This window comes from Streptomyces sp. NBC_01013 (genome assembly GCF_045162765.1).
Taxonomy (GTDB): domain Bacteria; phylum Actinomycetota; class Actinomycetes; order Streptomycetales; family Streptomycetaceae; genus Streptomyces.
Map to the genome: position 1 here is coordinate 4,891,682 of NZ_CP108687.1, position 24,355 is coordinate 4,916,036.

Annotated in this window: 20 protein-coding genes; 14 read left to right on the top strand and 6 right to left on the bottom strand. The window is 69.9% G+C overall.

Going from position 1 to position 24,355, the window contains the following annotated elements:
- Positions 1-71: 71 nt before the first annotated feature.
- Entirely contained in the window at positions 72-758 is a 687-nt protein-coding gene (locus OG538_RS21295) for an HAD family hydrolase (RefSeq protein WP_406100244.1), read from the bottom strand.
- A 116-nt stretch (positions 759-874) separates the two neighbouring features.
- Between OG538_RS21295 and OG538_RS21300 the strand changes: the two genes are divergently transcribed.
- Entirely contained in the window at positions 875-3,454 is a 2,580-nt protein-coding gene (locus OG538_RS21300) for a bifunctional FO biosynthesis protein CofGH (RefSeq protein ID WP_406095894.1), read from the top strand.
- A gap of 131 nt (positions 3,455-3,585) precedes the next feature.
- Here the strand turns inward: OG538_RS21300 and OG538_RS21305 are convergent, their stop codons facing one another.
- Together OG538_RS21305 and eccE are read right to left on the bottom strand one after the other, a co-directional pair.
- Complete coding sequence (locus OG538_RS21305; protein ID WP_406095896.1) at positions 3,586-4,356, bottom strand: hypothetical protein; 771 nt, start codon at positions 4,354-4,356, stop codon at positions 3,586-3,588.
- The gene (gene eccE / locus OG538_RS21310; RefSeq protein WP_406100245.1) at positions 4,353-5,531 is read right to left on the bottom strand and encodes a type VII secretion protein EccE; all 1,179 of its coding nucleotides are present in this window, start codon (positions 5,529-5,531) and stop codon (positions 4,353-4,355) included. Before eccE ends, OG538_RS21305 begins: the two co-directional genes overlap by 4 nt.
- A 316-nt stretch (positions 5,532-5,847) precedes the next feature.
- Between eccE and eccB the strand changes: the two genes are divergently transcribed.
- The 12 genes from eccB (at position 5,848) to OG538_RS21370 (ending at position 16,443) form a co-directional block, all read left to right on the top strand.
- The gene (eccB, locus tag OG538_RS21315; protein ID WP_406095898.1) at positions 5,848-7,398 is read left to right on the top strand and encodes a type VII secretion protein EccB; all 1,551 of its coding nucleotides are present in this window, start codon (positions 5,848-5,850) and stop codon (positions 7,396-7,398) included.
- Positions 7,399-7,577: 179 nt separating this feature from the next.
- Positions 7,578-8,684, top strand: coding sequence for a type VII secretion-associated serine protease mycosin (gene mycP / locus OG538_RS21320; RefSeq protein ID WP_406100247.1), 1,107 nt, complete (start codon positions 7,578-7,580; stop codon positions 8,682-8,684).
- A 153-nt stretch (positions 8,685-8,837) separates the two neighbouring features.
- Positions 8,838-9,188: a WXG100 family type VII secretion target gene (locus OG538_RS21325; protein WP_406095900.1), complete on the top strand. Its 351-nt coding sequence runs from the start codon at positions 8,838-8,840 to the stop codon at positions 9,186-9,188.
- A gap of 36 nt (positions 9,189-9,224) precedes the next feature.
- Positions 9,225-9,506, top strand: coding sequence for a WXG100 family type VII secretion target (locus OG538_RS21330; protein ID WP_362557448.1), 282 nt, complete (start codon positions 9,225-9,227; stop codon positions 9,504-9,506).
- A 111-nt stretch (positions 9,507-9,617) separates the two neighbouring features.
- Positions 9,618-10,124, top strand: coding sequence for a hypothetical protein (locus OG538_RS21335; RefSeq protein WP_406095902.1), 507 nt, complete (start codon positions 9,618-9,620; stop codon positions 10,122-10,124).
- Positions 10,125-10,155: 31 nt separating this feature from the next.
- Positions 10,156-11,679, top strand: coding sequence for a WXG100 family type VII secretion target (locus OG538_RS21340; RefSeq protein WP_406095904.1), 1,524 nt, complete (start codon positions 10,156-10,158; stop codon positions 11,677-11,679).
- Positions 11,680-11,777: 98 nt separating this feature from the next.
- Positions 11,778-12,980, top strand: coding sequence for a S8 family serine peptidase (locus tag OG538_RS21345; RefSeq protein ID WP_406095906.1), 1,203 nt, complete (start codon positions 11,778-11,780; stop codon positions 12,978-12,980).
- A gap of 71 nt (positions 12,981-13,051) precedes the next feature.
- Positions 13,052-13,807, top strand: coding sequence for a hypothetical protein (locus tag OG538_RS21350; RefSeq protein WP_406095908.1), 756 nt, complete (start codon positions 13,052-13,054; stop codon positions 13,805-13,807).
- A 20-nt stretch (positions 13,808-13,827) separates the two neighbouring features.
- Positions 13,828-14,127 (top strand): hypothetical protein, encoded by a 300-nt coding sequence (locus tag OG538_RS21355; protein ID WP_406095910.1) that lies wholly within the window; start codon positions 13,828-13,830, stop codon positions 14,125-14,127.
- A 15-nt stretch (positions 14,128-14,142) separates the two neighbouring features.
- Positions 14,143-14,880 carry a hypothetical protein gene (locus tag OG538_RS21360; RefSeq protein WP_406095912.1) on the top strand — a complete coding sequence of 246 codons (738 nt, stop codon included), beginning with the start codon at positions 14,143-14,145 and terminating at the stop codon, positions 14,878-14,880.
- Positions 14,881-14,972: 92 nt separating this feature from the next.
- Entirely contained in the window at positions 14,973-15,308 is a 336-nt protein-coding gene (locus OG538_RS21365) for a hypothetical protein (RefSeq protein WP_406095914.1), read from the top strand.
- 553 nt (positions 15,309-15,861) lie between these two features.
- Complete coding sequence (locus OG538_RS21370; RefSeq protein WP_406095915.1) at positions 15,862-16,443, top strand: PH domain-containing protein; 582 nt, start codon at positions 15,862-15,864, stop codon at positions 16,441-16,443.
- An 85-nt stretch (positions 16,444-16,528) separates the two neighbouring features.
- Here the strand turns inward: OG538_RS21370 and eccCa are convergent, their stop codons facing one another.
- The gene (gene eccCa, locus OG538_RS21375; RefSeq protein ID WP_406095917.1) at positions 16,529-20,494 is read right to left on the bottom strand and encodes a type VII secretion protein EccCa; all 3,966 of its coding nucleotides are present in this window, start codon (positions 20,492-20,494) and stop codon (positions 16,529-16,531) included.
- A 161-nt stretch (positions 20,495-20,655) separates the two neighbouring features.
- On the opposite strand from eccCa, the gene eccD reads away from it, so the two are divergent.
- Positions 20,656-22,131 carry a type VII secretion integral membrane protein EccD gene (gene eccD / locus OG538_RS21380; RefSeq protein ID WP_406095919.1) on the top strand — a complete coding sequence of 492 codons (1,476 nt, stop codon included), beginning with the start codon at positions 20,656-20,658 and terminating at the stop codon, positions 22,129-22,131.
- Positions 22,132-22,218: 87 nt separating this feature from the next.
- Here the strand turns inward: eccD and OG538_RS21385 are convergent, their stop codons facing one another.
- Positions 22,219-23,145, bottom strand: coding sequence for an SDR family oxidoreductase (locus OG538_RS21385; protein ID WP_406095921.1), 927 nt, complete (start codon positions 23,143-23,145; stop codon positions 22,219-22,221).
- Between the two features lie 221 nt (positions 23,146-23,366).
- The gene (locus OG538_RS21390) at positions 23,367-24,275 is read right to left on the bottom strand and encodes an aminoglycoside phosphotransferase family protein (RefSeq protein WP_406095923.1); all 909 of its coding nucleotides are present in this window, start codon (positions 24,273-24,275) and stop codon (positions 23,367-23,369) included.
- Between the last annotated feature and the right edge of the window lie 80 nt (positions 24,276-24,355).

Consider the following 24,355-nt stretch of genomic DNA (forward strand, 5'->3'; position numbering starts at 1 on the left):
ACCGCGTGCGAGGCGGGGCCCGGCCCGCGGGCGCAGCCCGCGTACCGGAGTCCGGCCGGGCGGGCACAGGGCTACAACGCCCGCAGCACCCTCGGGCGCGTCGGCTCCGGCGCGTCCGGTGTCCTGCTCAGGAGGGCCGGCAGCTCCGTCAGCGCGTTGATACGGAAGTCCGCGGTGTCCACCACGTCCGGGTGGTCCGCCCACCAGTACCCGCACGCCCCCCGCCGGATGTGCGCCGCCCGCAGCCCCGAGGACTTGGCCGGGAACAGGTCGCCCGCCGGGTGGTCACCGACGTACAGCGTGGACCGCGGGTCCGAACCGGACAGCTCCAGCACGCGTGCGAAGAAGGCCGGGTCGGGCTTGGCGACGCCCCACTCGTCCGAGGTGGCCACCAGATCCGCGGGCAGGTCCAGCGCCCGCAGCAGCTCCCCGGCCCGCACCGTCCCGTTGCCCGCGACCAGTACCCGTACGCCCAGCGACCGCAGTTCCGCCAGCGCCGGCCGCACGTCCGGGTAGAGGTCCGACTCGTCCAGGTGCTCGCCGCGCCCCGCGGCGGTGCGGGCGAGCGAGGCCTCGGTGACGTCCATGTCGGGGCGCAGCATGGTCAGCGCGTCGGCGCTGTCCCGCCCCTGGACGACCGCGGCCCCGACCAGCGCACTCAGCGTGTGCGGCGGGACGCCGAGCCAGTTGGCCCAGGACGCCCAGTAGCGGTCGTCGCGGACGAGTGTCTCGCCGATGTCGAAGACGATCGTTTCCATCACCGGGCCGAGCCTACGGGTCGGGGACCGCTGCGCGGCCGAGGCGCCAGGGGCGCGGGTGACCTGCGGGAGATCCACCCCGTCACCGGCCGGATCCTCGCTCGTATGCTCGGTTCATGACCGATCCTCAGGGCGGACGCCCCACCACCAACTCCATGCGACGTGCGCTCAAGCGTGCCAGAGACGGTGTCGCCCTCGACGTGGGGGAGGCCGCCGTCCTGCTCCAGGCGCGCGGCGACGATCTGACGGATCTCGCCGCGTCCGCCGCACGGGTGCGGGACGCGGGTCTGGAGGCGGCGGGCCGGCCCGGTGTCATCACGTACTCCCGCAAGGTCTTCATCCCGCTGACCCGGCTCTGCCGCGACAAGTGCCACTACTGCACCTTCGTCACCGTCCCCGGCAAGCTCCGGCGCGACGGCCACGGCATGTTCCTGTCCCCGGACGAGGTCCTCGCCATCGCCCGCGAGGGCGCGGCGATGGGCTGCAAGGAAGCGCTGTTCACGCTGGGCGACCGGCCGGAGGACCGCTGGCCCGAGGCGCGGGAGTGGCTGGAGGCGGAGGGATACGACGACACCCTCGCGTACGTACGGGCCATGGCGATCCGGGTCCTGGAGGAGACGGGGCTCCTCCCGCACCTCAACCCGGGCGTGCTGACCTGGACCGACCTCCAGCGCCTGAAGCCGGTCGCACCCTCCATGGGCATGATGCTGGAGACGACCGCCACCCGGCTGTGGTCGGAGCCCGGCGGCCCGCACCACGGCTCCCCGGACAAGGAACCGGCCGTGCGACTGCGGGTGCTGGAGGACGCGGGCCGGTCCAACGTCCCGTTCACCACCGGCATCCTCATCGGGATCGGCGAGTCGTACGAGGAGCGCGCCGACTCCCTCTTCGAGCTGCGCAGGACTGCCCGCGCCTACCACGGCATCCAGGAAGTCATCGTCCAGAACTTCCGGGCCAAGCCCGACACGGCGATGCGGGCCATGCCGGACGCGGAGCTGGAGGAACTGGCCGCCGCCATCGCCGTCGCCCGCCACATCCTGGGCCCGTCCGCCCGCATCCAGGCCCCGCCGAACCTCGTCGACGCGCAGTACGCGCTGATCGTCGGCGCCGGGATCGACGACTGGGGCGGCGTCTCGCCGCTGACGCCGGACCACGTGAACCCCGAGCGCCCGTGGCCGCACATCGACGATCTCGCCGCCAGGACCGCCGAGGTGGGTTTCGAGCTGCGCGAGCGCCTCACCATCTACCCGGAGTTCATCCAGCGCGGCGAGCCCTGGCTCGACCCCCGCCTCCTCCCGCACGTCCGCGCCCTCGCCGACCCGGAGACCGGGCTGGCGAAGGAGGGGGCGATCCCGGCCGGGCTGCCCTGGCAGGAGCCCGACGAGGGGTTCAACGCCTCCGGTCGCACCGATCTGCACCGCACCATCGACACCGAGGGCCGCACCGGCGACCGCCGCGACGACTTCGACGAGGTGTACGGGGACTGGGAGGCGCTCCGCGAGGCGGCGGCGCCCGGCATGGTCCCCTCCCGCATCGACACCGATGTGAAGGGCGCCCTGAGCCAGGCCGCCGCCGACCCGACGAAGCTCACCGATGCCCAGGCGCTCGCCCTGCTGCACGCGGACGGGCCCGCGCTCGACGAACTCTGCCGGATCGCGGACACCCTGCGCCGTGACGTCGTCGGCGACGACGTCACGTACATCGTCACGCGCAACATCAACTTCACCAACGTCTGCTACACCGGCTGCCGCTTCTGCGCCTTCGCCCAGCGGCGCACCGACGCCGACGCCTACACCCTCTCCCTGGACCAGGTCGCCGACCGTGCCGCGCAGGCCTGGGATGTCGGCGCGGTCGAGGTCTGCATGCAGGGCGGCATCCACCCGGACCTGCCCGGCACCGCGTACTTCGACATCGCGCGGGCGGTGAAGGAACGCGTCCCCGGCATGCACGTGCACGCGTTCTCGCCGATGGAGGTCGTCAACGGCGCCACCCGCACGGGAATGTCCATCCGGGACTGGCTGGTCGCCGCCAAGGAGGCCGGGCTCGACTCGATCCCCGGCACCGCGGCGGAGATCCTGGACGACGAGGTCCGCTGGGTCCTCACCAAGGGCAAGCTGCCCACCGCGACCTGGCTGGAGGTCATCAGGACCGCCCATGAGGTGGGCCTGCGCTCCTCGTCCACGATGATGTACGGCCACGTCGACCAGCCCCGCCACTGGCTGGGCCACCTGCGCACCCTCGCGAACCTCCAGCAGGAGACCGGCGGCTTCACGGAGTTCGTGACCCTGCCGTTCATCCACACCAACGCACCCGTCTACCTCGCCGGCATCGCCCGCCCCGGCCCGACCGACCGCGACAACCGGGCCGTGGTCGCGATGGCCCGCCTCCTGCTCCACCCGCACATCACCAACATCCAGACGAGCTGGGTGAAGCTCGGCACGGAAGGCGCGGCGGAGATGCTCCGCTCGGGCGCGAACGACCTGGGCGGCACGCTGATGGAGGAGACCATCTCCCGCATGGCCGGGTCGAGTTACGGCTCGTACCGGTCCATCCAGGACCTGGTCGCCATCGCGGAGCTCGCAGGCCGGCCGGCGAAGCCGCGGACGACGCTGTACGGGGAGGTGCCGGCCGAGCGCGTGACGGCGGCGACCGCCTCGGACGGGCACCTGCCGGAGCTGCTGCCGGTGCTGCCCTGAAGAGGTAGGGGGGCGGGCGGCCCGGCGCGAGCCGGGCCGCCCGCCCCCCTACGCCACGGGTGAGCGACACACCGCGCAGCGGCCGTGACGCCCGGCGAGTGCCGGGCCGGCGGCGCGGGTCGGGGGCTGCGTCAGTCCAGGCGGCGCGGGCTCCCGAGGAGCCCGGTCTCGACGTCGGTCGGCACCATCTTGACCAGCTTCCGGTGCTGGGTCGTGCACCACAGCATCATGTCGTCACCGAGTGAGGGCAGCGCTTCCGCCTGCACCCGGGGCAGTCCCAGAATGCGCCCGAGGACGGCCGCCTCCTCGGGGGAGACCCGCTGGATGCCGACCAGTCCCGCGTGCTCCAGCAGCTTCGGCGCCGTCGGGCCCAGGAACGGCAGCAGTGTCAGCACGGACTGCCACGGCCCGGGCGCCAGCCGGCTGCGCGGCGGGCGCACACCGCAGTCCCGCACGACCAGGACGGGACTGGCGACCGACGCGCCCTGCGGTCCCACCTGCTTGACGTCGTGCACCGTCATGCACTGCTGCCCCCCGCCTGCGGCCTGCGCGAGCCCCGTCCACGCCTGCGGCCTGGCGGTCTCGACGGCGACGCGCGCGCCGGTGCCCGCAGTGCGCAGCGCCAGTACCTGCGCCGTCCACACGCTGCCGATGACCACGACGTCGAGCTGGGTGGGCCGGAAGAGGCCGAGTACCGCGGGCTGCCTCTTCGCGTCGACGCCCACCACGACCCCGTCGTCGCCGAGCGGCAGTGACAGCGCGGCGAGCTGTTCCACGGGCAGCACGTGCCGGTCGCGGCGTGGGCCGAGCAGCCCGAACCCGGCCCTGGCGCGTCCGCCCGCCGGCGGGGCGGGGACGGCCGGGCCGGCGGCGCCGGGGGGCGTGATGCGAGGGGTGGTCAACGGGTACCTCCGAGGGGCAGGGTGGCCAGCACACCGGGGAGCTGTTCGCGGTCGAGCCGTACGAGACTGACCTTCACACTTCGTGCGGCCCGTTCCAACTGTCGTCGTACCGCGACCAGTTCGTCACTGCCGCGCGCGGTGAGGCGCACGTAGCCGCTGACGGCCGGCGTGCCACCGGTCCCGCGCGACACCGCCATGCTGAAGGTGCTGGCCGGCGCCGGCATCGACGTCAGCAGCGCCACCAGCTGTGCGGACGGCACGGCCTCCGTGCCCAGGTGCGGCCAGCGGCCGACCCAGTAGGTCGTGTGCCAGCGGTCGTCGCAGCGCCAGGCGCGGGCGGACTCGGCGGTGCGCCGCAGCGGCACGTCTGCCCGCATCGCCTGCGTGCTGGCCTGCGGATTCACCCCGGCCGACGTCGCGAGCGCGGACGTCACCTGCGCCTCGGTCAGTACCGAGGCGTCGAACCCCGCCCCCGCCAGCCTGCTCGCCAGCTGATCCGTGGCCCGCAGGAGCGCGCGCTGCGCTCCGCCGACCCCGCCGCCGCGTGCGCGTACCGCCTCCGGACACAGCTCCGGGTCGAGCTTCAGGGCTATCCATGTCAACCGGACCGCGGGGGTGCCGACCTGGGCCTGGAGCGGCGCGTAGGACCGTGCCGCCGCGGCCTGCTCGGGCACGTGCGGTCCGGGCGCGGGCTGCGTGTGCTGCACGACCTGGACCGACTCCAGCCGGATGTCGTCCACCTCCAGGGCGTCGTGCAGCAGCCCGAGCTCCAGGGGCCGCGCGTCCCGGGCCATCCGCAGCGGCTCGTTCCGTGGCTGCACGAGCAGCACGGCCGTCAGGAACGTACCGTCCCCCACCATCCCGATGCTGCGCTCGCGCTGCCGGTCGGTGTAGGTGTACGTCCGCAACGCCGTCTCGCACTCGACGACCGGCGCCAGAGCGGGATCCACCCCTTCCGCGGACCACGGCCGTCGTGCGGCCCTCAGCCGCCCGCGCAGAGCCATGACCGCGTTGATCCACTCCATCACCGGCCGCCCCCGCCGCCGCAGGACCGCCAGCAGCACCAGAACGGCCGCGACCAGGCCGATCGGCACCATCAGGATCCTGTTCGTCACCCACGCGATCAGCATCAGCGCGCCGGCGACCTCCATCAGCACCACCTGGTGCAACCGCACCCCGCCGATCCGCCCCGGCTTCGGGTGCACGCTCATCACTGCAGTCGTCGCGCTGCTCATCCCCCGGTATGTCCCTCCGTGTCACGGCACTACGGCGTGTGCGAGCCGGCCCGCCCCTCGGCACACGGGCCCGCGACCGCCCACTGTCCCACGCCCTGCGATGAGGGGGTCGAACGGGGGTTCGCGGTGCGCCCTGTCGAGCAGGGGTGTCGGCCGCCTCCCCCAAGCATGGACCCGCACGGCGGCGAACGAGCGTCGGCGGGCATAGTGGGTGGCGCTCGCGCGGCAGTCGTAACCACGGGGAGAAAAAGGGCAGATGGCATCACGGCGGGACGAACTCAATGCCTACACCTTCGCGAAGAAGCGGCTGACCGCCGCCTTTCTGCAACCGTCCGCCGTCGGTACGGACGAGGGGGCGCCGCGCCCGCTGCGGGCCGTGCTGCCGGGAGTGGTGGTCGGCGCGCTGCTCGTCGCGGGCTTCGGGGCCTGGGGCATCTTCAAGCCCAAGGTTCCCGACGGCTGGGACGACCCCGGTGCCCACGTCATCGTCGGCAGTGAATCGACGACCCGTTACGTCGTCCTGGAGACCGACGGGGTCAAGCGCCTGCACCCCGTGCTGAACTTCTCCTCCGCGAAACTCCTCCTGGACCCGGACACCTCCTCGGTGGTCCAGGTGGCCGAGTCCGAGCTCGACAACGGAAAGCTCCAGCGCGGCCCGATGCTCGGCATACCGTACGCACCCGACCGGTTGCCCAGCGGCGAGGACGCGGGCCGGAGCAAGCTCTGGGCCGTCTGTGAGCAGCCGGGCGCCGGCTCCGGAGGCAGCGTGCAGAAGGCCGTCTTCCTGCTCGCCGAGCGGGAGGCGGACAAGGTGGGCGGCAAGCAGCAGCTCCGCGCCGGTCAGGCCCTCTACGTCGAGGCGGACGGCGGGACCGGAACGCGGTACCTGGTGGACGCGGACGGCACCCAGCACGTCATCGGGACCACCGGCGGCAAGAAGCTCTCGGCCCGGGACGAGGTACTGCGCCGCTCACTGTTCAGTGAGGGAGCCAAGCCCCAGAAGGTCACCAAGGACTGGCTGGGCACCCTCCACGCCGGCGCGCCCATCGACTTCCCGAAGCTCCCCGGCAAGGTCGGCGACCCGGCCGGCGTCCAGGGCCTGGACCCCGCCCTGAACAAAGTGGGCACCGTACTCAAGGCCCTGGCAGGCACCGGCATGCAGCAGTACGTCGTCCTGCCGCGGGCGGTCGCTCCGGTGTCCGATCTCGTCGCCAGGCTCCTCCTGACGAGCCCCGAGGCGGAGGTGCTGGGCCAGAAGGCGCAGGCCACCGAAGTGGGACCGCAGTCCTTCACCCCCTCGCCCGACGAGTTCTACGCGAAGTACGGCTGGCCGGAGAAGGTGCCGACGCAGGCCAACGACACCTCGGTCGGCACCGGAACCGTCTGCAACGTGCTGCACGGAGTCAACGCGGCGGGTGTGCCGGAGCTGACCACGTGGGCCGGGTCCGCGTATCCGGTCGGCTTCCTGGACGGAGCCACCAGCGCGTACGTCACGCCCGGCAGCGGCGAGCTCTACCGGCAGTTCAACGGCTCGTCCCCCACCACCGGTTCGCTCTTCCTCGTGACGGACACCGGGTTGCGGTACGCCGTGCAGACGAACAACGACAGCAGCGCGGACCCCTCCAAGATCGGGGCGGACCCGACGCCCGGGTCCGCGGAGGAGCAGGCCGCCGACGTCAACCAGGCCCAGATCAGGCTCGGTTACCAGGACGTGAAGCCGGTTCCGGTGCCGGACAACTGGTCCGCGCTCCTGCCCAAGGGGCCGCGACTCGACACCAACAGCGCCAAGCAGCCGCAGAGTTCCTGACGACGGAAGGGAGGAAGCGCGTGATGATCTCTCGCAGGAGGTTTCGTTCCTCGGCCGTCGTGCTGCTCCTGACGGGCTCGGTGGCGGTCGGACTGCCGACGCTCGCCCGGACGCCCGCGGTGGCGCAGGAGGCCGGCCCGCAGACGGGTTCCGAGGGCAGCGGTGAGTGCACGTTCCCCATGAAGAAGCAGATCCAGGGCCGCCCCTGGGCGCTCCAGCGGCTGGTGTTCGACCGGCTCTGGCAGGACACCAAGGGGAAGGGTGTCCGGGTCGCGGTGATCGACACCGGTGTCGACACCACGAATCCCCAGCTGAAGACCGCGGTGGACCGGGCGGCCGGGGCCGATCTGCTCCCGCCGCCGAAGGACGGGACCCAGGACCCCGCGGCGGGCAAGGGCGGCGGTAAGGGCACGACCGATGTCATCGGCCACGGCACCAAGGTGGCCGGCATCATCGCGGCCCGCTCGCGTCCGGGCACGGGTTTCGTCGGTCTGGCTCCGGAAGCGACGATCATCCCCATCCGGCAGAACGACGACAAGGGCACCGGCACCGCGGCCACGATGGCCGCGGCCATCCGCCACGCCATCGCGAAGCGCGCCACGGTGATCAACATCTCCCAGGACACCGCCAAGCCGTTGAAGGCCGATTCCGACCTGGCGCTCGCGGTGCGCGAAGCCCTGGACAAGGACATCGTCGTGGTGGCGTCGGCGGGCAACGACGGCCTCGCCGGCAAGGTCAAGCTGACGTATCCGGCGGCCTATCCGGGCGTCCTGGCGGTGGCCGCGTCGGACCGCAACGACGAGCGGGCTCCGTTCTCCCAGACCGGATCCTTCGTGGGCGTCGCGGCGCCGGGCGTCGACATGGTCTCGACCGTGCCGAAGGGCGGCCAGTGCGTCGACAACGGCACGAGCTTCTCGGCGCCCTACGTCGCCGGGGTCGCCGCACTGATACGGGCCAAGCACCCGGGCTGGAAGCAGTTCCAGGTGGTCGCCCAGATCGAGCAGACCGCCGAACGGGCGGTCAAGGGGCGGGACGACTTCATCGGGTGGGGGGTCGTCGATCCGGTGCGCGCACTCAATGAGGACGAACACCCCGTAAACGCCCCCACTCCGGACCGGGCCGTTTCGAATGGGCCCGCCGGACCGGAACCAATCGCGCTCCAGATGGGTGAGACAAGGCAGGAACGGTTCGAGCGAATCTCGATCTATGTCCTGGCGGCCACGGGGCTCCTCGTCGCAGTGATCGCGGGAACAGCGATTGTGTTGCGGGACCGTCGCCGACGGTAATTAAGTGAATAGCCAACAACTTCACTCGTGGGTATCGCTGTTGGTTTGAGTGGCAGCCGCAGCTAAAGTGATTATTGACAACTTTGGTCCGATGCAGACGTGGCGCCCGACAGTCCGAGCCCACGACATCCGATTCATGGGGGAAGGTGCGTTATGGGAGACAAGCTCAGGCTTTCAGCCGATCAGATCGACAAGCTGATCGGCGAACTCGGCAACATGCACGACACGCTCGAGAGCAGGATCAGCCACCTCAACGGCATCATCGACGCCGTCGAGGGTCACTGGAAGGGTGTTGCCGCCAACGCGTACAACGGCCTCCAGACGCAGGTCAACCTCGATGTCCGCAACCTGAAGGAGCTTCTCGCCTTCACGAAGGAAGCGGTGCAGATGAGCCGCGACGGCTTCGACGCGGAAGAGGTCGAGCGACTCAACAGCTTCAAGGGTGTCGACGGCGGCAACTTGGGCAGCAACGGCGTCCTGGACCGGTTCCAGGTCTCTTCGTAACCCTCTTCCATCCCGCCTCGTACCAGGAGACTTTCCATGGAGATTACGTACTCCGGGGTCGTCGAAGCCTCTAACCAGGTCAAGTCGACTGCCAACACCATCAAGACCCAGCTCGATGAGCTGAACACCAAGGTCAAGGCCGTCGTCGCCACGTGGGACGGTGAGACGCAGCAGGCGTTCTACGACCGCCACAGCGGCTGGGACGTCAAGGTGAACCACATGCACGAGACGCTGCTGACGATCTCGACGAAGCTTCTGGAAGCCACCGAGGGCTACCGGGCGAACGACCTGGCCCAGGCCCGGCGCTTCCAGGGCTGACCCAGGCTCAGATGAACACAGACGGAACCGGCATGCTGTGGGTGTGGGACGCGGTCACCGCGTCCCACACCCACGCCTGCGGTTCCGCGGCACTTTAGGGGAGGTGCTTTCATGGGATCCGAACTTCCGGACGACGGCCCGCACGCGCCGGTGTACGGGCCGTTCCTTCCGGGCAAGGGGCCGAGCGCGCCGGATCTGGCGACGCCCTCCGAGTCTCTGCAGAAGTTCAAAGTCCGGGTGGACAAGCTTCTGACGACGCTCGACGGGTCGCCGGCCGCGCACAGCCGCATCACCGAACAGAAGGTCACCAGCGCCGCGTACGGCACCGGCTTTCCGGAGGCGATGGGACTTTCCAGCGCCTACGACATGGTGCACGCGCGCCTGGCGGTGCTCTCCAAGACGCTCGGCGATCAGCTGGAAGCGATGGGTATCACCGTCGACATCGCCGACCGCGGCTACCAGAACGTCGATCAGGAGCACTCGGAGCGGCTGAACGCCATCCAGCAGCGCACCGAGATCTACTACAGGAAACCGGGAGCCGACAAGGATCCGGGAGCGCCTGGGGCGGACAAGGGCAAAACCGGTGAGGGTTCGTCCAGCGGCAACGACGGTTTCTAACACGTGATGTGAACGGGGGAGAGGGACAAGCATGGGTGACTCAGGCAAGCTGCCACCACTCAACGCCTGCTACAACACCAGCGACTTCGAGCACGCTTCGTACGAGGACATGCTCGCCATGGTCCGTGGCGTCGACCCCACGGCGATCATGGGCCGCGGCACGGCCCTGGTCGACGCGCAGACCGAGATCGAGAAGATCGGCACCGAGCTCAAGGAACACGTCGGCCGCACCACCTGGAAGGGTGCGGGCGGTGACGCCTTCCGCGAGTGGGGCGACGACTTCGCCAAGGAGACCCTGAAGCTGGCCGACTACGCGGGCGCCGCGGGCACCTCGCTGCAGACGGCGGGCCAGGCGCTCAGCGAGGTCGCCAAGGTGATCCAGGGACATCCCGACGCCACGCTGATGTGCTACGCGGACGAGAAGAAGGAAAAGGCCCGGATCGCGGCCGTCGAGACGGCGCGGAACGAAGCCATTCCGCAGATGAACAAGCTCGCCTCGTACTACATGATGGCGCAGCAGTCGATCTCCTCGCAGGAGGAGCCGAACTTCAAGCCGCTGCCTAAGGAAGTCCTGCCGGACAGGCCCTACGACGGTGGGAAGACGAGCTACGGCACCTCGGGTAGCCCTTCTTCCGGCAGTACGTACTCGGTGAACGGCCCTCAGGGCAGTGGCACGTCGACGGGCGACCACCACTACTCGGTCTCCAGCCCCGGCGACGTGAGCGGGTCGTCCCAGAACGGCGCCTCCATCGTGCACACACCGCAGCACGTGTCCGCGGTCCCCAGTGCGCCGGACACCACGGGGACGAACATCGACACGGTGACGATGCCGCAGGCCCCGCCGACCACCGCGCCCCTGCCCACGGGTGGACTGCCTCCGCAGGGCCCGGGTGGCGGCGGACTCCAGACACCGCCGCCGCCCATGGTGGTTCCTCCGCGGCAGGGCCCGGTCAATTCCGGAAACTACACAGTGCGCCCTCCGACCACCGGGCCGGGTGGCAGGGGCGGCGTCGACGCCGTACGGCCCCCCACGACCATCCCCGGCAGGGGCGGCGTGGAAGGTGTCCGGCCTCCCCTGTCCACCACCCGGACCGACACGGGCATCCACGGCGGTACACCGGCGCAGGGCGGCCGGACCGGGACCGGCCCGGTCCGGGGCACGCCGCGTGGAACGGTGATCGGTGGCGAGAAGCCCTCGGCCGGCCGTGGAATGATGCCGGGCCACGCGGGTGGCGGCCCCGGCATGACCGGGCGTCCCGGGGGTCTCGGCGGCGGTTCGCAGCGCCTGGTCACGGAGCCCGGCGGCACCGTGCGGGCCCCGCGCGGAACGCAGCCGGGAGCAGGCCGTGAGTTCACCCAGGGGGGCACCGGACTCGTCCGTGAGTCGTCCAGGACGGGCGGTGCCATGGGCCCGATGGGCGGGGCGATGGGCGGTGCGTCCAAGGGCACCCGACGTCCGCAGCGACGTGACGGCGGAAACCCGGGATACCTCGAAGAGGACGAGGAGAGCTGGACCACGGGAGACGACGGCGTCGTTCCCCCCGTGATCGACTAGATCCGGTCGCGGAGCAGCGACGCCGGATGGCGGACAGAGGACGACGAGTGGGTGGCATGAGGTCAATGGTCAGGCGTCGAGGCAGGCGAGCGCCGGCGGTGGTGGCAGCGCTGGGCTCCCTGCTCCTCCTCGGCGGCGCCGTCGCTCCGGCCGCGTCCGCGGACACCATGCGCGATCGCGAGTGGTACCTGGACCGGATGCAGGCCGCGGAGATGTGGAAGACCAGCACCGGTAAGGGGATCACGGTCGCTCTCCTCGATACCGGGGTGATTCCTTCTGTTCCCGAACTTGCGGGGAAAGTGCTCCTGGGGAAGAACTTTGTCGAGCCCAAGCGGGGTGCGCACAAGGACAAGGACGGGCATGGCACTGCCATGGCGATGCTCGTCGCGGGGAACGGGGCGAACAATCAGGGCGTGAAGGGTCTCGCGCCGGACGCGCGCATCCTCCCCCTGACCGTCTTCGGATCCAGCAAGGAATCGGGCACCAACAGCATTCCCGCTCTGGTTGCGGCCATTCGGTACGCCGCCGACAGTGAAGCCAAGATCATCAATATGTCGTTGGGCTACGAGGACTACATGCTCGACGACGAGGAGCGGGACCAGATCCAACAGGCAGTGGATTACGCCGTGGCACGCGGGAAGCTGCTTCTGGCGGCGACCGGCAACAGGGGCGACAAAGAGAATAATGTCTCGTACCCGGCGGCGAGCGTCGGCGTCGCGGGCATCGGGGCCGTCGACAAGACCTCCTCGGTCACGAAGTTCTCGGTGTCAGGACCTCAGGTGGCGCTTGCCGCCCCGGGTAAGGACATCCCGATCCTGTGTGGTGGCGGCATGGCCGGCTACTGCAGCAGCTGGGGCACCAGTCAGGCGACCGCCATCGCCTCCGCATCGGCCGCCCTCATCTGGTCCAAGCACCCCTCCTGGACCGGCAACCAGGTCCTCCGCGTCATGATGAACACCGCGGGCAAGCCGACCGAGGGCAAGGTCCCCAGCCGCTACATCGGCTACGGCACGATCCGGCCCCGCCTGGCCGTACTCGGCAATCCCGGAGACCCGGGCCCGGCCGACGTAAACCCGCTGGTGGCCGCCCGGTCGCCCAAGTCGCCTTCGCCGTCCGCCCCGAGCGGATCCGGCAGCCCCACGGCCGACTCCAAGCAGTCGGCAGCGCCCGCCGCCTCGGCGACGGCCGATGAGGGCAAGGGCGGCGGCGCGACCGTCTGGATCATCGTCGGAGCCGGCGTGGCCGTCGTCGTCGGCGCGGTGCTCCTGCTGCGCCGGAGAGCTGCCGGCCCTCGGCGTTGAACGTGTGTCGTCACGCACGTCACCCTCATCTGTGAAATCACCCGTACGCACATAGGCCAAGAAGAGGCATCGTGGACGAAGAATTCATACGCGGACTGCAGCAGTTCCAGGAACATGCCTCGAATCTGCAGAACATGATGACGGACATGCAGAACCGGATGCCCCAGGGCGCCGAAGGAACGGACGCCCAAGGCGCCGTGACCGTACGGATGGCGGCGGACGGGCTTCCGGAATTCATCCGGGTCACGTCGGACTGGCAGCGTCGGCAGGAGCCGGAGGCTGTCGGCGCTGCGGTCAGCGAGGCTTACGGGGCGGCCATGAGCCAGCAGATGACGGCATGGGCCCAGGCGTTCGAGGACGGCAACTGGCAGGCCAAGGCGGACCAGCTGGACAGCCAGGCAGCTCGACCGGCTACTCCTGCCGCTCCCGCCGTGCAGCCCGAGATCCCTGAACGGGACCTGCGCTATGTCATCTCCCGCCCTCTCGATGAGCTGGCCGAAGATGTCCTTTCGGCTTTCGACATGGTGGACCGGCTGGGCGAGGCGGCCTCCGAGCCCGCCGAGGTCGAGGGAATCTCCGCCGGCCGCCAGGTGACCCTCGTGGTGACCAAGGGCGCTCTGCGCTCCTGCGAGGTGGATCGACAGTGGGCGACCGGGCAGTCGTACATCGGGCTGAACCAGGCTTTTGAAGAGGCCCTCGTTGATGCCAGGGACAAGCTGAGCAGCACCGAGGCCGCCGGTGCGGACGGCATTGCGGGCCTTCAGGTGGACAGCTTGCTGGACGAGGCACTGGCCATGCTCCGCAATCCGCAACGTTTCATTGACTGAGTGACGAAGGGCAGGTCGGCATGGCAGATCTGAAGCACATCACCGATGCGCTGCGGACCGAGGCGGGAATGTGGGACAAGCAGAGCGCTTCCATGGGGGAGGTGGGACACGCTGCTGATGGGATGAGGCTGACACGTCTCCAGGCCGGCCTGTTCCAGCTGGTCGTCTCCAACTACAACGAGGCCATCGATCAAATCTCCTCCCGATGCCTTGAGGGACAGAGTCGCATGTCGGAGGTCGCGGATGCATTGATCAAGAATGCAAACGCCTACGACAATCACGAGGCGGATACCACCAAGTCCGTCGAAGACGCCTACTGATACGAGGGACTTGAAATGGCGTTCAACGTAGCTCAAACAGAGGCGACCGTGGAGAAGCTGAACTCCGGAGTCGTCAAGATGCAGGCCAAGCTGCAGGCAATCGGTCCGGCCGCCGAGTCGGCAGTGAATCACTGGTATGTGCCGGATGCCATCGCCAAGCCGCTGATTTGGTTTGCGAACAAGATGATCGAACTCGGATCCTGGATCCTGGACAAGATCGTCGAATGCCTCCAGGGTGCTGTCGCGCCGGTTATGTTCTACCTGGATGCTCAGGAATGGGAAGGGGCGTCGATCCGCGGCAAGGTGTCAGGCGTTGCCGGGAACACTGCAGGCGAAGCACTCAAGGCACCCCTCAGCTGGAAGGGGGAGGGCGCCGACGCGTACGCCGCAGCCGTGAAGGGCCAGCCGACCGCCGCTACCCAGATCGAGACGAGTGCGGACAAGCTCGCGACGGCACTGACGATCTGCGCGGTTGCCGGGGCGGCGTTCTATTTGGCACTGCTGGCTGTCTTGATCAAGGCGATCGTCGTCATGATCGCGGCAGCCGTGGCTGCGGGCTCCGTCGTGTTCTCGTGGGCAGGGCTTCTTGCCGGTGTCGCAGAAGCGGCGTCGGACGCCGGCATCATCACCGGGCTCGTGGTGACCCTGGTCGGGGTGCTGACAGCACAGGCCGCTCAGGTAGCCGTTGCCAAGGGTGAGGCCAACGACAACAGCGCCTTCCCGAACGGTAAGTGGCCGGTCGCAACGGCCTGATGGAGCTGCGAGGCGGGCGGAGCTTCTGCTCACCCAGCAGTGCTTGATGAGGCGGGAAGGCAGAATCTCGGAATGATGGGTGATGGTCTCGTATGCACTGGATTCGAGTAACGCTGTGGGGTGTGGCCTTGGCCTGCTTCTATGCGCTGTTCTCTGTCCGGCCTCATAGCGTGCCGCTGATGATCCTTCTTTACGCCCTGTTCGTTCTCCTTCCGGCCTGTGGCGAGGGATACGCGCAGCGGCGGCGCCAGAAGGACTGGTACGGACAGTTCGGGTCCACCGAAGCATTGCGGTCGATCGTGACGAACGAGGCGGAACTTCGCCGGATCCGTGACGAAAAGGGGTTGCTGGTGGCTGCCCGCCGGTTCAGGCGCCAATTCCCTCGGTGCCCCTTGCCCGAAGCCCTGAAGCTCGTTCAGTCGCTGTGACCGCTCCACGCCCTGTCCCGCGGCCGTCGAGGTCGGAACTGGCACTCATGAGGCCGCCTTGCGTTCGGCGCTGTCCGGTGTCGGCAGGGTCGCCTTCTACGTAGCGCCGGGCGTCATCCTGGCGCAGTGCAACGGAACCCGGCGTCGCGATCGTGTCGCCGGGTTTTGCGCGTCATGAGGGTGGGCGGCTCGGTGCATTGCGCGAGATCAAGCGTCAGTATCCGGGGATCCTGATCGATATGGCCGCAACACAGATCAAGGAGCTGTGAGCCCGCGAGTCCCGAGTTGTCGAGTTGTGGGTCCGCGCATCGCGGGACGAGCCGGCTCGCCGTGCGCACGGCGGCGGAGCACGGTGTGCAGCATGTCCTCAGTGATGACGGGCATGACTACCCGGCCCGTCGGGCGACTGAAAACCAGGGGAGGGACCGTGGCAGTTCACGTGTTGACATTGCGCTGCCAGCTTGGCCAGCTCATACGGGATGTCCCTCACGCTTCGCCGGCGAGGAGTTGAGCGTCATGCACTCGCCGCCCGAACCTCAACGAAGGAAACACCATGACCACACCCTCCAACACCACCGAAGGGCTCTCGCTCCCCGCTGAGCGGGCGCGCCGCGGCGGGTTCTACCTCGGGTTGATCCTCGCGGCGATGCTCTGCCTGGTGCTCCTCGAAGGACTCGTTTTCTTTGTGATCGGTGTACTGATCATGGGTGAGGACATGGGGTTCATGGGCGAGCCCGGTGTCGCCGGATACGTAGGACTACCGGTGCTGGGAGGGGTGGTGGCCCTGCTGCCGCTGGTCGCCCTGGTGTCGCGAACGCCGGCCCTGCGCATCGATCCGGCGGGCATGAGCAAGGTGCGGCGTGGGGGCACCGAGACCGTGCGGTGGGCTGATATCGACCAGGTCCGGTTCAACAGCAGGCAGAGCCTGCTGCTACTGGAGCTGAAGGACGGGGCTCTCCCGGACAGGCCGATCGGCGGGGGCGGGCGGAAGATGGTCATTCTCTACTCGCTCGGAAGCTCCCTCTGGCGCCGGCGGAGGCCGCATCACGCTGCCCTGATCGTTGAGGCAGTCGAGCGCTTCGCGCCAGGAAAGTACACCGTCGAACCCTGGAACCCGGGCAAGGCCGGCGCGTAGAAGAGGTGCCGTCTCGGCGCGTATCGAAGGAGGGGGTCAGCCCGAAACCGGGCCGACCCCCTCCTCCGTTTCCTCCGTGACCCGCTCAGCCCAGGTCCGGCGGCAGCCAGCCCGTCTGGATCAGGGCGGGTGCCCCGCGGCGGGAGACGAACAGGCCGCGGCCCGGAGGCAGCGGGCGGGCCTTCACGTCGCCGAGGAGTTCGCCCTCGCCGGGGTGGCCGGACAGGACGACGCCCTGGGCGCCGAGCTCCTTGAAGCGCTGCATGAAGGGCTCGTACGAGGAGCGACCCGCTCCTGCGCTGCTGCGCGCGATGATGAAGTTGACGCCTGCGTCGCGTGCGTAGGGCAGGTTGTCGACCAGCTGCGCCATGGGGTTGCCGGACGACGTCGCGACCAGGTCGTAGTCGTCGACGATGATGAACGCCCGCGGCCCCCGCCACCAGCTGCGCGTGCGCAGCTGCTGCGGGGTCACATCGGGGCCGGGGATGCGGCTGGTGATGAGGGTGTTCATGTCCTGGAGGTACTTGTCGAACGCGTTCTGAGTCGTCGAGTATCCGACCAGGTACGGCTCGGGCACGCACTCCAGCAGGCTGCGCCGGTAGTCACCGACACAGATCAACGCCTCCTGCGGGGTGTACCGCTCGGTGATCTGCTTGATGAGCAGCCGCAGCACCGCACTCTTCCCGGACTCCGACTCACCGAAGACCGCGAACAGCGGATCGGTGTCGAAGTCGACGAAGACCGGTGCGAGGTTCATCTCGTCGATACCGAAGGCGACACCGCCGCGCGACTGCTCGGGACCGCTCGGCAGCTCGCGCGCGGACAGCATCCTGGGCAGCATGCGGACCTGCGGGGCGTGTGGGCCGGGCCAGTTGTCCGTCGCGGCCCGCACGAAGGCCGCGGTGGCCTCGGACAGGTCGTCGCCGGAGCCCGCGGAGTCGTCGATGCGCGGCAGCCCGCCCATGAAGTGCAGCTTCTCCGCGGTCAGGCCGCGGCCCGGTGTGCCGACGGGGACGTTCACCGCGATCTTGCGGTCCAGTTCGGAGTCGGTCGGGTCGCCGAGGCGCAGCTCCAGCCGGTTGAGCAACTGGTCCTTGAGCGCCGCCCGCATCTCCATGTACCGGGCGACCGTGGCGATCAGGTGGACGCCGAGCCCCAGACCGCGGGCGGCGATGTCGGCGACGACGGGCTCCAGGAACTCGTAGTCCGTCTTGAAGGACTGCCAGCCGTCGATGACCAGGAAGACGTCGCCCCACGGCTCGCCCGGCAGCTGGCCGGCGGCGCGGAGCCGTCGGTAGGTGGCGATCGAGTCGATGTTGTTGTCCCGGAAGAACTCCTCGCGCCGGTTGAGGATCCCCGAGACCTCGGCGACCGTGCGGCGGATCTTCTCCGGGTCGAGCCGGGAGGCCACTCCGCCGACGTGAGGCAGCCCTTCGACGGCGATCATGCCGCCGCCGCCGAAGTCCATCCCGTAGAACTGCACCTCGTGCGGCGTGTGCGTGAGGGCGAAGGAGCCGATGAGCGCACGCAGGAGGGTGGACTTGCCGGAGCGGGGGCCGCCGACGATCAGCATGTGACCGGCGGCACCCGAGAAGTCCCGTACCAGCGAGTCGCGGCGCTGCTCGAAGGGCTTGTCCACCAGACCGAAGGGGACGACGAGGGCGCCGTTCCGGTCGTACTGCGGGGAGTGGAGTCCGCGCTCGGGCGTCACCGCCAGCGGCGGCAGCATCTGGTCGAGGGACGGGGCCTCGGTCAGGGGCGGCAGCCATACCTGGTGAGCGAGGGGTCCCTGACCCTCCAGGCGGCGTGCGATGACGTCGAGGACGGTGTCAGCCAGCGCGTCGGGCGTTCCCTGACCGGGGCTGTAGGAGACGTGCGGATCGGGCTCGGGGTAGTGGACCGCCACCGGGTCCGCGGTGAAGAGCACGGGGCGCCGGTCGATGGGCAGTTCGCCGCTGCCCACGACGGGGGTGACCCCCGGGCGGTAGGTGCCCGACACGTAGGCGGCCTTGAAGCGGGTCATCCCCTCGGTGCCGAACTTGAGGAACCCGGAGCCGGGTACCGAAGGCAGGTGGTAGGCGTCGGGCACGCCCAGAGCGGTACGGGATTCGGCGGCGGAGAAGGTGCGCAGACCGATCCGGTAGGACAGATAGGTGTCCAGACCGCGCAGGCGGCCCTCCTCCAGCCTCTGCGAGGCGAGCAGCAGGTGCACGCCCAGGGACCGGCCGATACGGCCGATCTGGATGAACATGTCGATGAAGTCGGGCTTCGCGGTGAGCAGCTCGCTGAACTCGTCGATCACCAGGACGAGCGAGGCCAGGGGTTCGAGCGGGGCACCGGCGGCGCGCGCCTTCTCGTAGTCGGTGAGGTTCGCGTAGTTGCCCGACGAACGCAGGAGCTCCTGGCGGCGCTGCAGCTCACCCGTGATGGAGTCCCGCATGCGGTCGACCAGGGTGAGGTCGTCCGCCAGGTTGGTGATGACCGCGGCGACGTGCGGAAGCTCGGACATCCCCGCGAACGTCGCGCCGCCCTTGAAGTCGGCGAGGACGAAGTTGAGCGTCTCGGAGGAGTGGGTGACCGCCAGACCGAGCACCAGGGTGCGCAGCAGCTCGGACTTGCCGGAACCGGTCGCACCCACACACAGTCCGTGCGGGCCCATACCCTCCTGCGCGGCCTCCTTGAGGTCGAGCATGACGGGCGAGCCGTCCTCGCCGATGCCGATCGGTACGCGCAGCCGGTCGGCCGTGGAACGCGGCCGCCAGACGGTGTTGGTGTCCACCGCTGCCGGATCGCCGATCCCCAGCAGATCCGTGAAGTCCAGGTTGGCGAGCAGAGGCTCGTCGTCCTCCGACCCGATGCCCATCCGCAGCGGGGCGAGCTGACGCCCCAGGGCTTCCGCGGTCTCGACCGGCAGGAGGTCGGGCGTGCCGTGATAGGTGGCCGCGGCCGACTCCAGCCGGAGCCGTCCCGGCCGTACGGCGATGTGCAGCTGGCCGCGCGGCTCGTCGAGCTCTTCCGGAACGATCTCCACGACGGTCACCCCCTGGAGTCCCTCCGAGGAGGCGAGCAGCGACTCCGCCGGGACGAGCGCGCCGTCCAGCACGACGATCACGTGCGGCTGGTCGAGGAGCGGTGATCCCTCGCGGTTGAACCTCGACCGGCCCGTGAGGGTGTTCTTGAGCAGCTCCTCGACCTCCGCCAGGTTGTCGGCGAACAGCCGCTTCGTGCCGGCGCCGTCGGACGACCCGGGGACCTGGGCGTGCGGCAGCCACTTCGTCCAGTCCCACTCGTCGGTCACGTCCGGGGACGCCGCCACGGCGACCATGAGGTCGTCGGGTGAGTGCAGCGCGACCAGGCCGGCCACCATCGCGCGTGCCGAAGCGCGCACCGGACCCGGCTCGCCCGAGAACACGACGTGGTAGAAGGCGCGGAGCGATACCGCCATGGGAAGCCGGTCGAGCGAACCGTGAGCGGCCAGGAACTGGTGCATGGCTCCGGCCGACAGCGGCTCCAGCTCGTCCAGCGGCGCGGTGCTCGGAGCCACCAGCGGCGTCCACAGCTGCTGCGGTCCGAGACCCACGCGGACCTGGGCGAAGTCGTTGTCGCCGATCCGCCGCTCCCAGAGCCGCTCGCCCTCGGCCACCAGCGACCACAACTGGTCCGGGTCCGGGTGCAGGTAGAACTGCGCGTCCCTCTGGGCCCGCGCGGTCTTGCGCACCTTGCGCCGGGTCTGCGCCAGATACTTCAGGTAGTCCCGGCGGCCTTCCGAGGCTTCGCCCTGGGTTCCCTTGCGGTGCCGCATCACCTGGGCTATCGCCATGGCTACCGTCGACATCAGCATCATGACGCCCATGATCTTCATGAACGGCTGCGAGCCGGGCATGAAGAAGAACACCACGGACGAGCCCATGCCGAGCATCGGCAGCAGCTGCATGGCCATGCCCTCCTGCTGCCCGCGCGGCAGTTCAGGAGGCGACTCAAGTCTTACTTCCGCCGCGGACGTCTCAGGCGGCATGGCCCGGGGCGGGCGTTTGACGACGATCTGGGTCACCGGCGAATCAATCCCTCAGTGCGGCCCGGAGAGTTGTGGGCCGGCACCCCCGTGGCAGCGACCTACCTCCGCGTGCCGATAATCCTACGTGCAGTCCGTGCAGGCGCCCCCGATAGGGTGACGCTCTTGCCCAGGAGCGCGGTGCACAACGAACCAGGGGGATGTATCAGGTGAGTTCGACCCTTTCAACCGGTTTTTGCCGAATAACGGTCGTGGCACCGGACAGCCGCATCGACGTCGCCCTCCCGGACGACGTCGCGGTCGCCGATCTCCTTCCGGAGATCCTGCGGCTGACCGGCCAGACCACGCCCCCGGGGGCACCACCCGGCTACCACCTGGTCCGCCGCGACGGCACCCTCCTGGACCTCACCCACCCGATGGCCGTCCAGCGTGTCCTGGACGGGGACGTCCTGCGGCTTCGGCCCTTCGCCGAATCGCTGCCGCCGGCCGTCTTCGACGACGTCACCGACGCGGTCGCTTCCGCTGTCCGCCGCGACCGCGCCCTCTGGAGCGACCAGCTGTTCCGCGCCTCCGGCCTCTTCGGCGGTGCGCTCCTTCTCGTACTCATGGGCTTCGTGCTCTGGTTCTCCGACCCGGTCCAGCACGACATGCACGGCCTGCCGGGCATCGTCGCCGGCGTCGTGGGTGTCCTGCTCGTCACGCTCGCCGCCATCAGGGCGCGGAGCTACGGCGACCGGGCCTCCGCGATCGCGCTCGGCCTCGCGGCTCTGCCGCACCTGATGATCGCCGGGTCCGGCATCCTCGCGCTCGATCCGGGCGTCGGCATCGGGCGCCTCCAGTTCCTGCTCGGCTGTGCCACGGTGCTCTGCTTCTCCGCCGGACTCGTCGCCGCGATGCCGTCCGGCGACGCGCCCTTCGTCGCCGTCGTCTTCGCCTCGGCGGTCGGCACCCTCGCGACGTTCTGCGCGATCCTCACGGAAGCCAGTCCCAGCGAGACCGCCGCCGTCTGCGCGGTGGTCGCGATCGGAGCCGTGGCCTTCCTCCCCGGACTCTCCGCGAGGGTGGCCCACCTGCCGATCGGCTACGCGGCCCCCCGCCCCACGACGGACGCCGACCTCGACCGCGAGCCGGGTGCCGGCGACCGCGGTCCCGTCGACGCCGAGCGCATCGCGGCCCAGGCCCGGCGCGGGCACGAGCTGCTGCTGGGCCTTGCCGGAGGCTGCTGCGTGGTGGTCGTCGCGGCTGCCGCCGTCCTGGGCTTCTCCTCCAACGTCTGGGGCCAGGCCCTCGCCCTGGTCGCCGGCCTGGCCATGCTGCTGCGGGCACGGCTCTTCCGCTACACCGCCCAGGTCGTCGCGGTGCTGGGTGCGGGCCTGGCCTCCCTCGGCCTGCTGGTGCTGGGGCTCTCGCTCAACCCGCCGGCCGACGCCGTCATCAAGCTCCTGACGGAACAGGACCGCGGACCGCTCGACATCCGTACCCTGTGGCTCGCCGCGGCCGTCACCGCCGGTGCCGCCCTGCTGGTCGGCATCGCGCTGATCATTCCGAAGAAGGGGCTGTCCCCCTTCTGGGGCCGCTTCTCCGACCTGGCCGAGGTGATCCTCCTCCTCGCGCTCGTCCCCCTGTGCCTCGCCGTTCTCGACATCTACTCCTCGGCGCGCAGCATGACCAGCTAAGGGCTGTCCCGCGACTCCCGGGCCGGTCGCCGCGCCAGTGCCGGCGACCGGCCCGAGCCGCCTGAACGGCCGCCCAGGAGGCGGCCGTCACCGGTATCCCGTCGCGTCCGCCGGCCTCCCGGCGGCGTCCACCTCGACCAGGTAGCGCCAGCAGTCGGGCCGCGAACCGTCGAGGTCGGTGAACGCGTACTCCCGGGCGAGCTGCCCGCTGGACAGCGACTGACCGTTCCAGCGGGCAAGGTCGGCGTCACCGGCCAGAGCCGCGACCGCGCGCCCGACGTACGCGGGGCTCTCCGAGATGCAGAAGTGCGGCACCTCGGTCAGCGCGTCGCGCCAGTTCTCCTCGGCCACGCCGAAGGCGTCGAGCATCATCTCCGAACGCAGCCAGCCCGGGGTGAGCGCCACCGCCGTCCCGCCATGCGGCTTCAGCTCGTGGGCGAGCACGAACGCCATGCGCAGCACGCTGTTCTTGACCAGGTCGTAGAAGTAGGAGTTGCGGTAGTTCGCCGCGTTGTACGCGGACGTCCCGTCCGTCATCTCGACCACGAGCCCGCCCGGTTGCCGCACCAGCAGCGGAAGCGCGAAGTGGCTGGTGATCGCGTGCGTCTCCACGCCGAGCCGGAGCAGCCGCAGTCCGTCGTCCAGGTCGTGCTCCCACACCGGCTTGTCGAACGCGAACAGCCGCTCGCCGCCCCAGATGTCGTTGACGAGCACGTCGAGCCGCCCCTGGTCGGCATCGATGCGTTCGGTCAGCGCGCGGACCTGGTCGGGCACCAAGTGGTCGGTCGGCACCGCGATGCCGGTCCCGCCCGCGGCGGTGACGAGTTCCGCGGTCTCCTCGATCGTCTCGGGCCGGTCGTACTCCGAGCGCCGTTCCCGGGTCGTGCGGCCGGTGACGTAGACGGTCGCACCCGCTGCGCCGAGCTGGACGGCGATACCGCGCCCGGCACCCCGGGTGGCCCCCGCGACCAGCGCGATCTTTCCCTGGAGTGCTGGTTTCGATGTGTCGGACATGAATCCCCTTGAGGTCGCTCGTGCCTGCCGGCCCCGGCCGTACGACATGGATGACGACCGGTGCCCCCATGCTGGAGGTAAAACCGGACACCATCTGTCGTGTTTCTTCACCCATTGCCACGCAACCGCCCGGCGGCGCTCCAGGACGGCACGACGGCAGGGCGGCAGAACGGCAGAATGGCGCGGCGGCAGGGAAGGGCTGTGGCAGACGGGCCCCGGTGTCAGCCGAACAGGTCGTGATCGGTCAGCACGGCATCGATGACACGCAGCTCCGACGCGGCCCGGTCCCGGTCCGTTCCGAGGAACCCGGTCAGGTTCAGCAGCGCCTTCCACAGGAGCCAGCCCCGCGCCCGCGCCCAGGTCCCGGCGTCCTGGCCGACCGCGCGCCGGAACGCCTCCCGGCTGTCGCCGGAGAACATCCCCCACGCGATCACCAGGTCACAGGCCGGGTCGCCGACGCCCGACGTGCCGAAGTCGATGACCGCCGACAACTCGCCGCCGTCGACCAGCAGATTGCCCGAGGCGATATCGCCGTGGAACCACACGGGTTCCCCGTGCCACTCGGCGGCGAGGGCGGCGTCCCAGACCGCGCGAGCCCGGTCCGTGTCGACGTGGCCCTCCAGCGCGGCCAGGCAGCGCCGGGTCTCCTCGTCGTAATGGGCGGGCGAGGCGCCGCGGTACCAGCTGTGCTCCCCGGCGAGCGGGCCGCCCGTCGCGTCGCAGCCCTGGAGGGCGCGGACGAACTCGGCCACCTGGACCGCGAACTGCGGTAGATCGTCGATACGGCCCCGAGCGGCTGTCTCGCCCCGCAACCAGCGCCGGACCGACCACGGATGCGGATAGCCCTCGCCCGGCGCCCCCAGGGCCAGCACCGGCGGAACAGCGACCGGCAGCCTCGGGGCGAGACGGGGCAGCCAGTGGTGCTCCTTCTCCACCGCGGGGGCGTACCCGGCGGCAGTGGGCAGCCGGACCGTCATGGCGTTGCCGAGTCGGTAGGTCCGGTTGTCCCACCCGTCGACTTCGACCGGTGTCACGGGCAGCCCGCTCCACTGCGGGAACTGGCCGGCGATCAGACGCTTCACGAGCGCGGCGTCGATTCCGGCGCGGCCGTCGGGGTGAGGAGATGCCATCGCGCGATCATCGCTCCGCGGGTCTCGCCCCGCAACGGAATTCGGACTGGTCCCGCGGCGTGCGGCGGACCGGTCCGGCG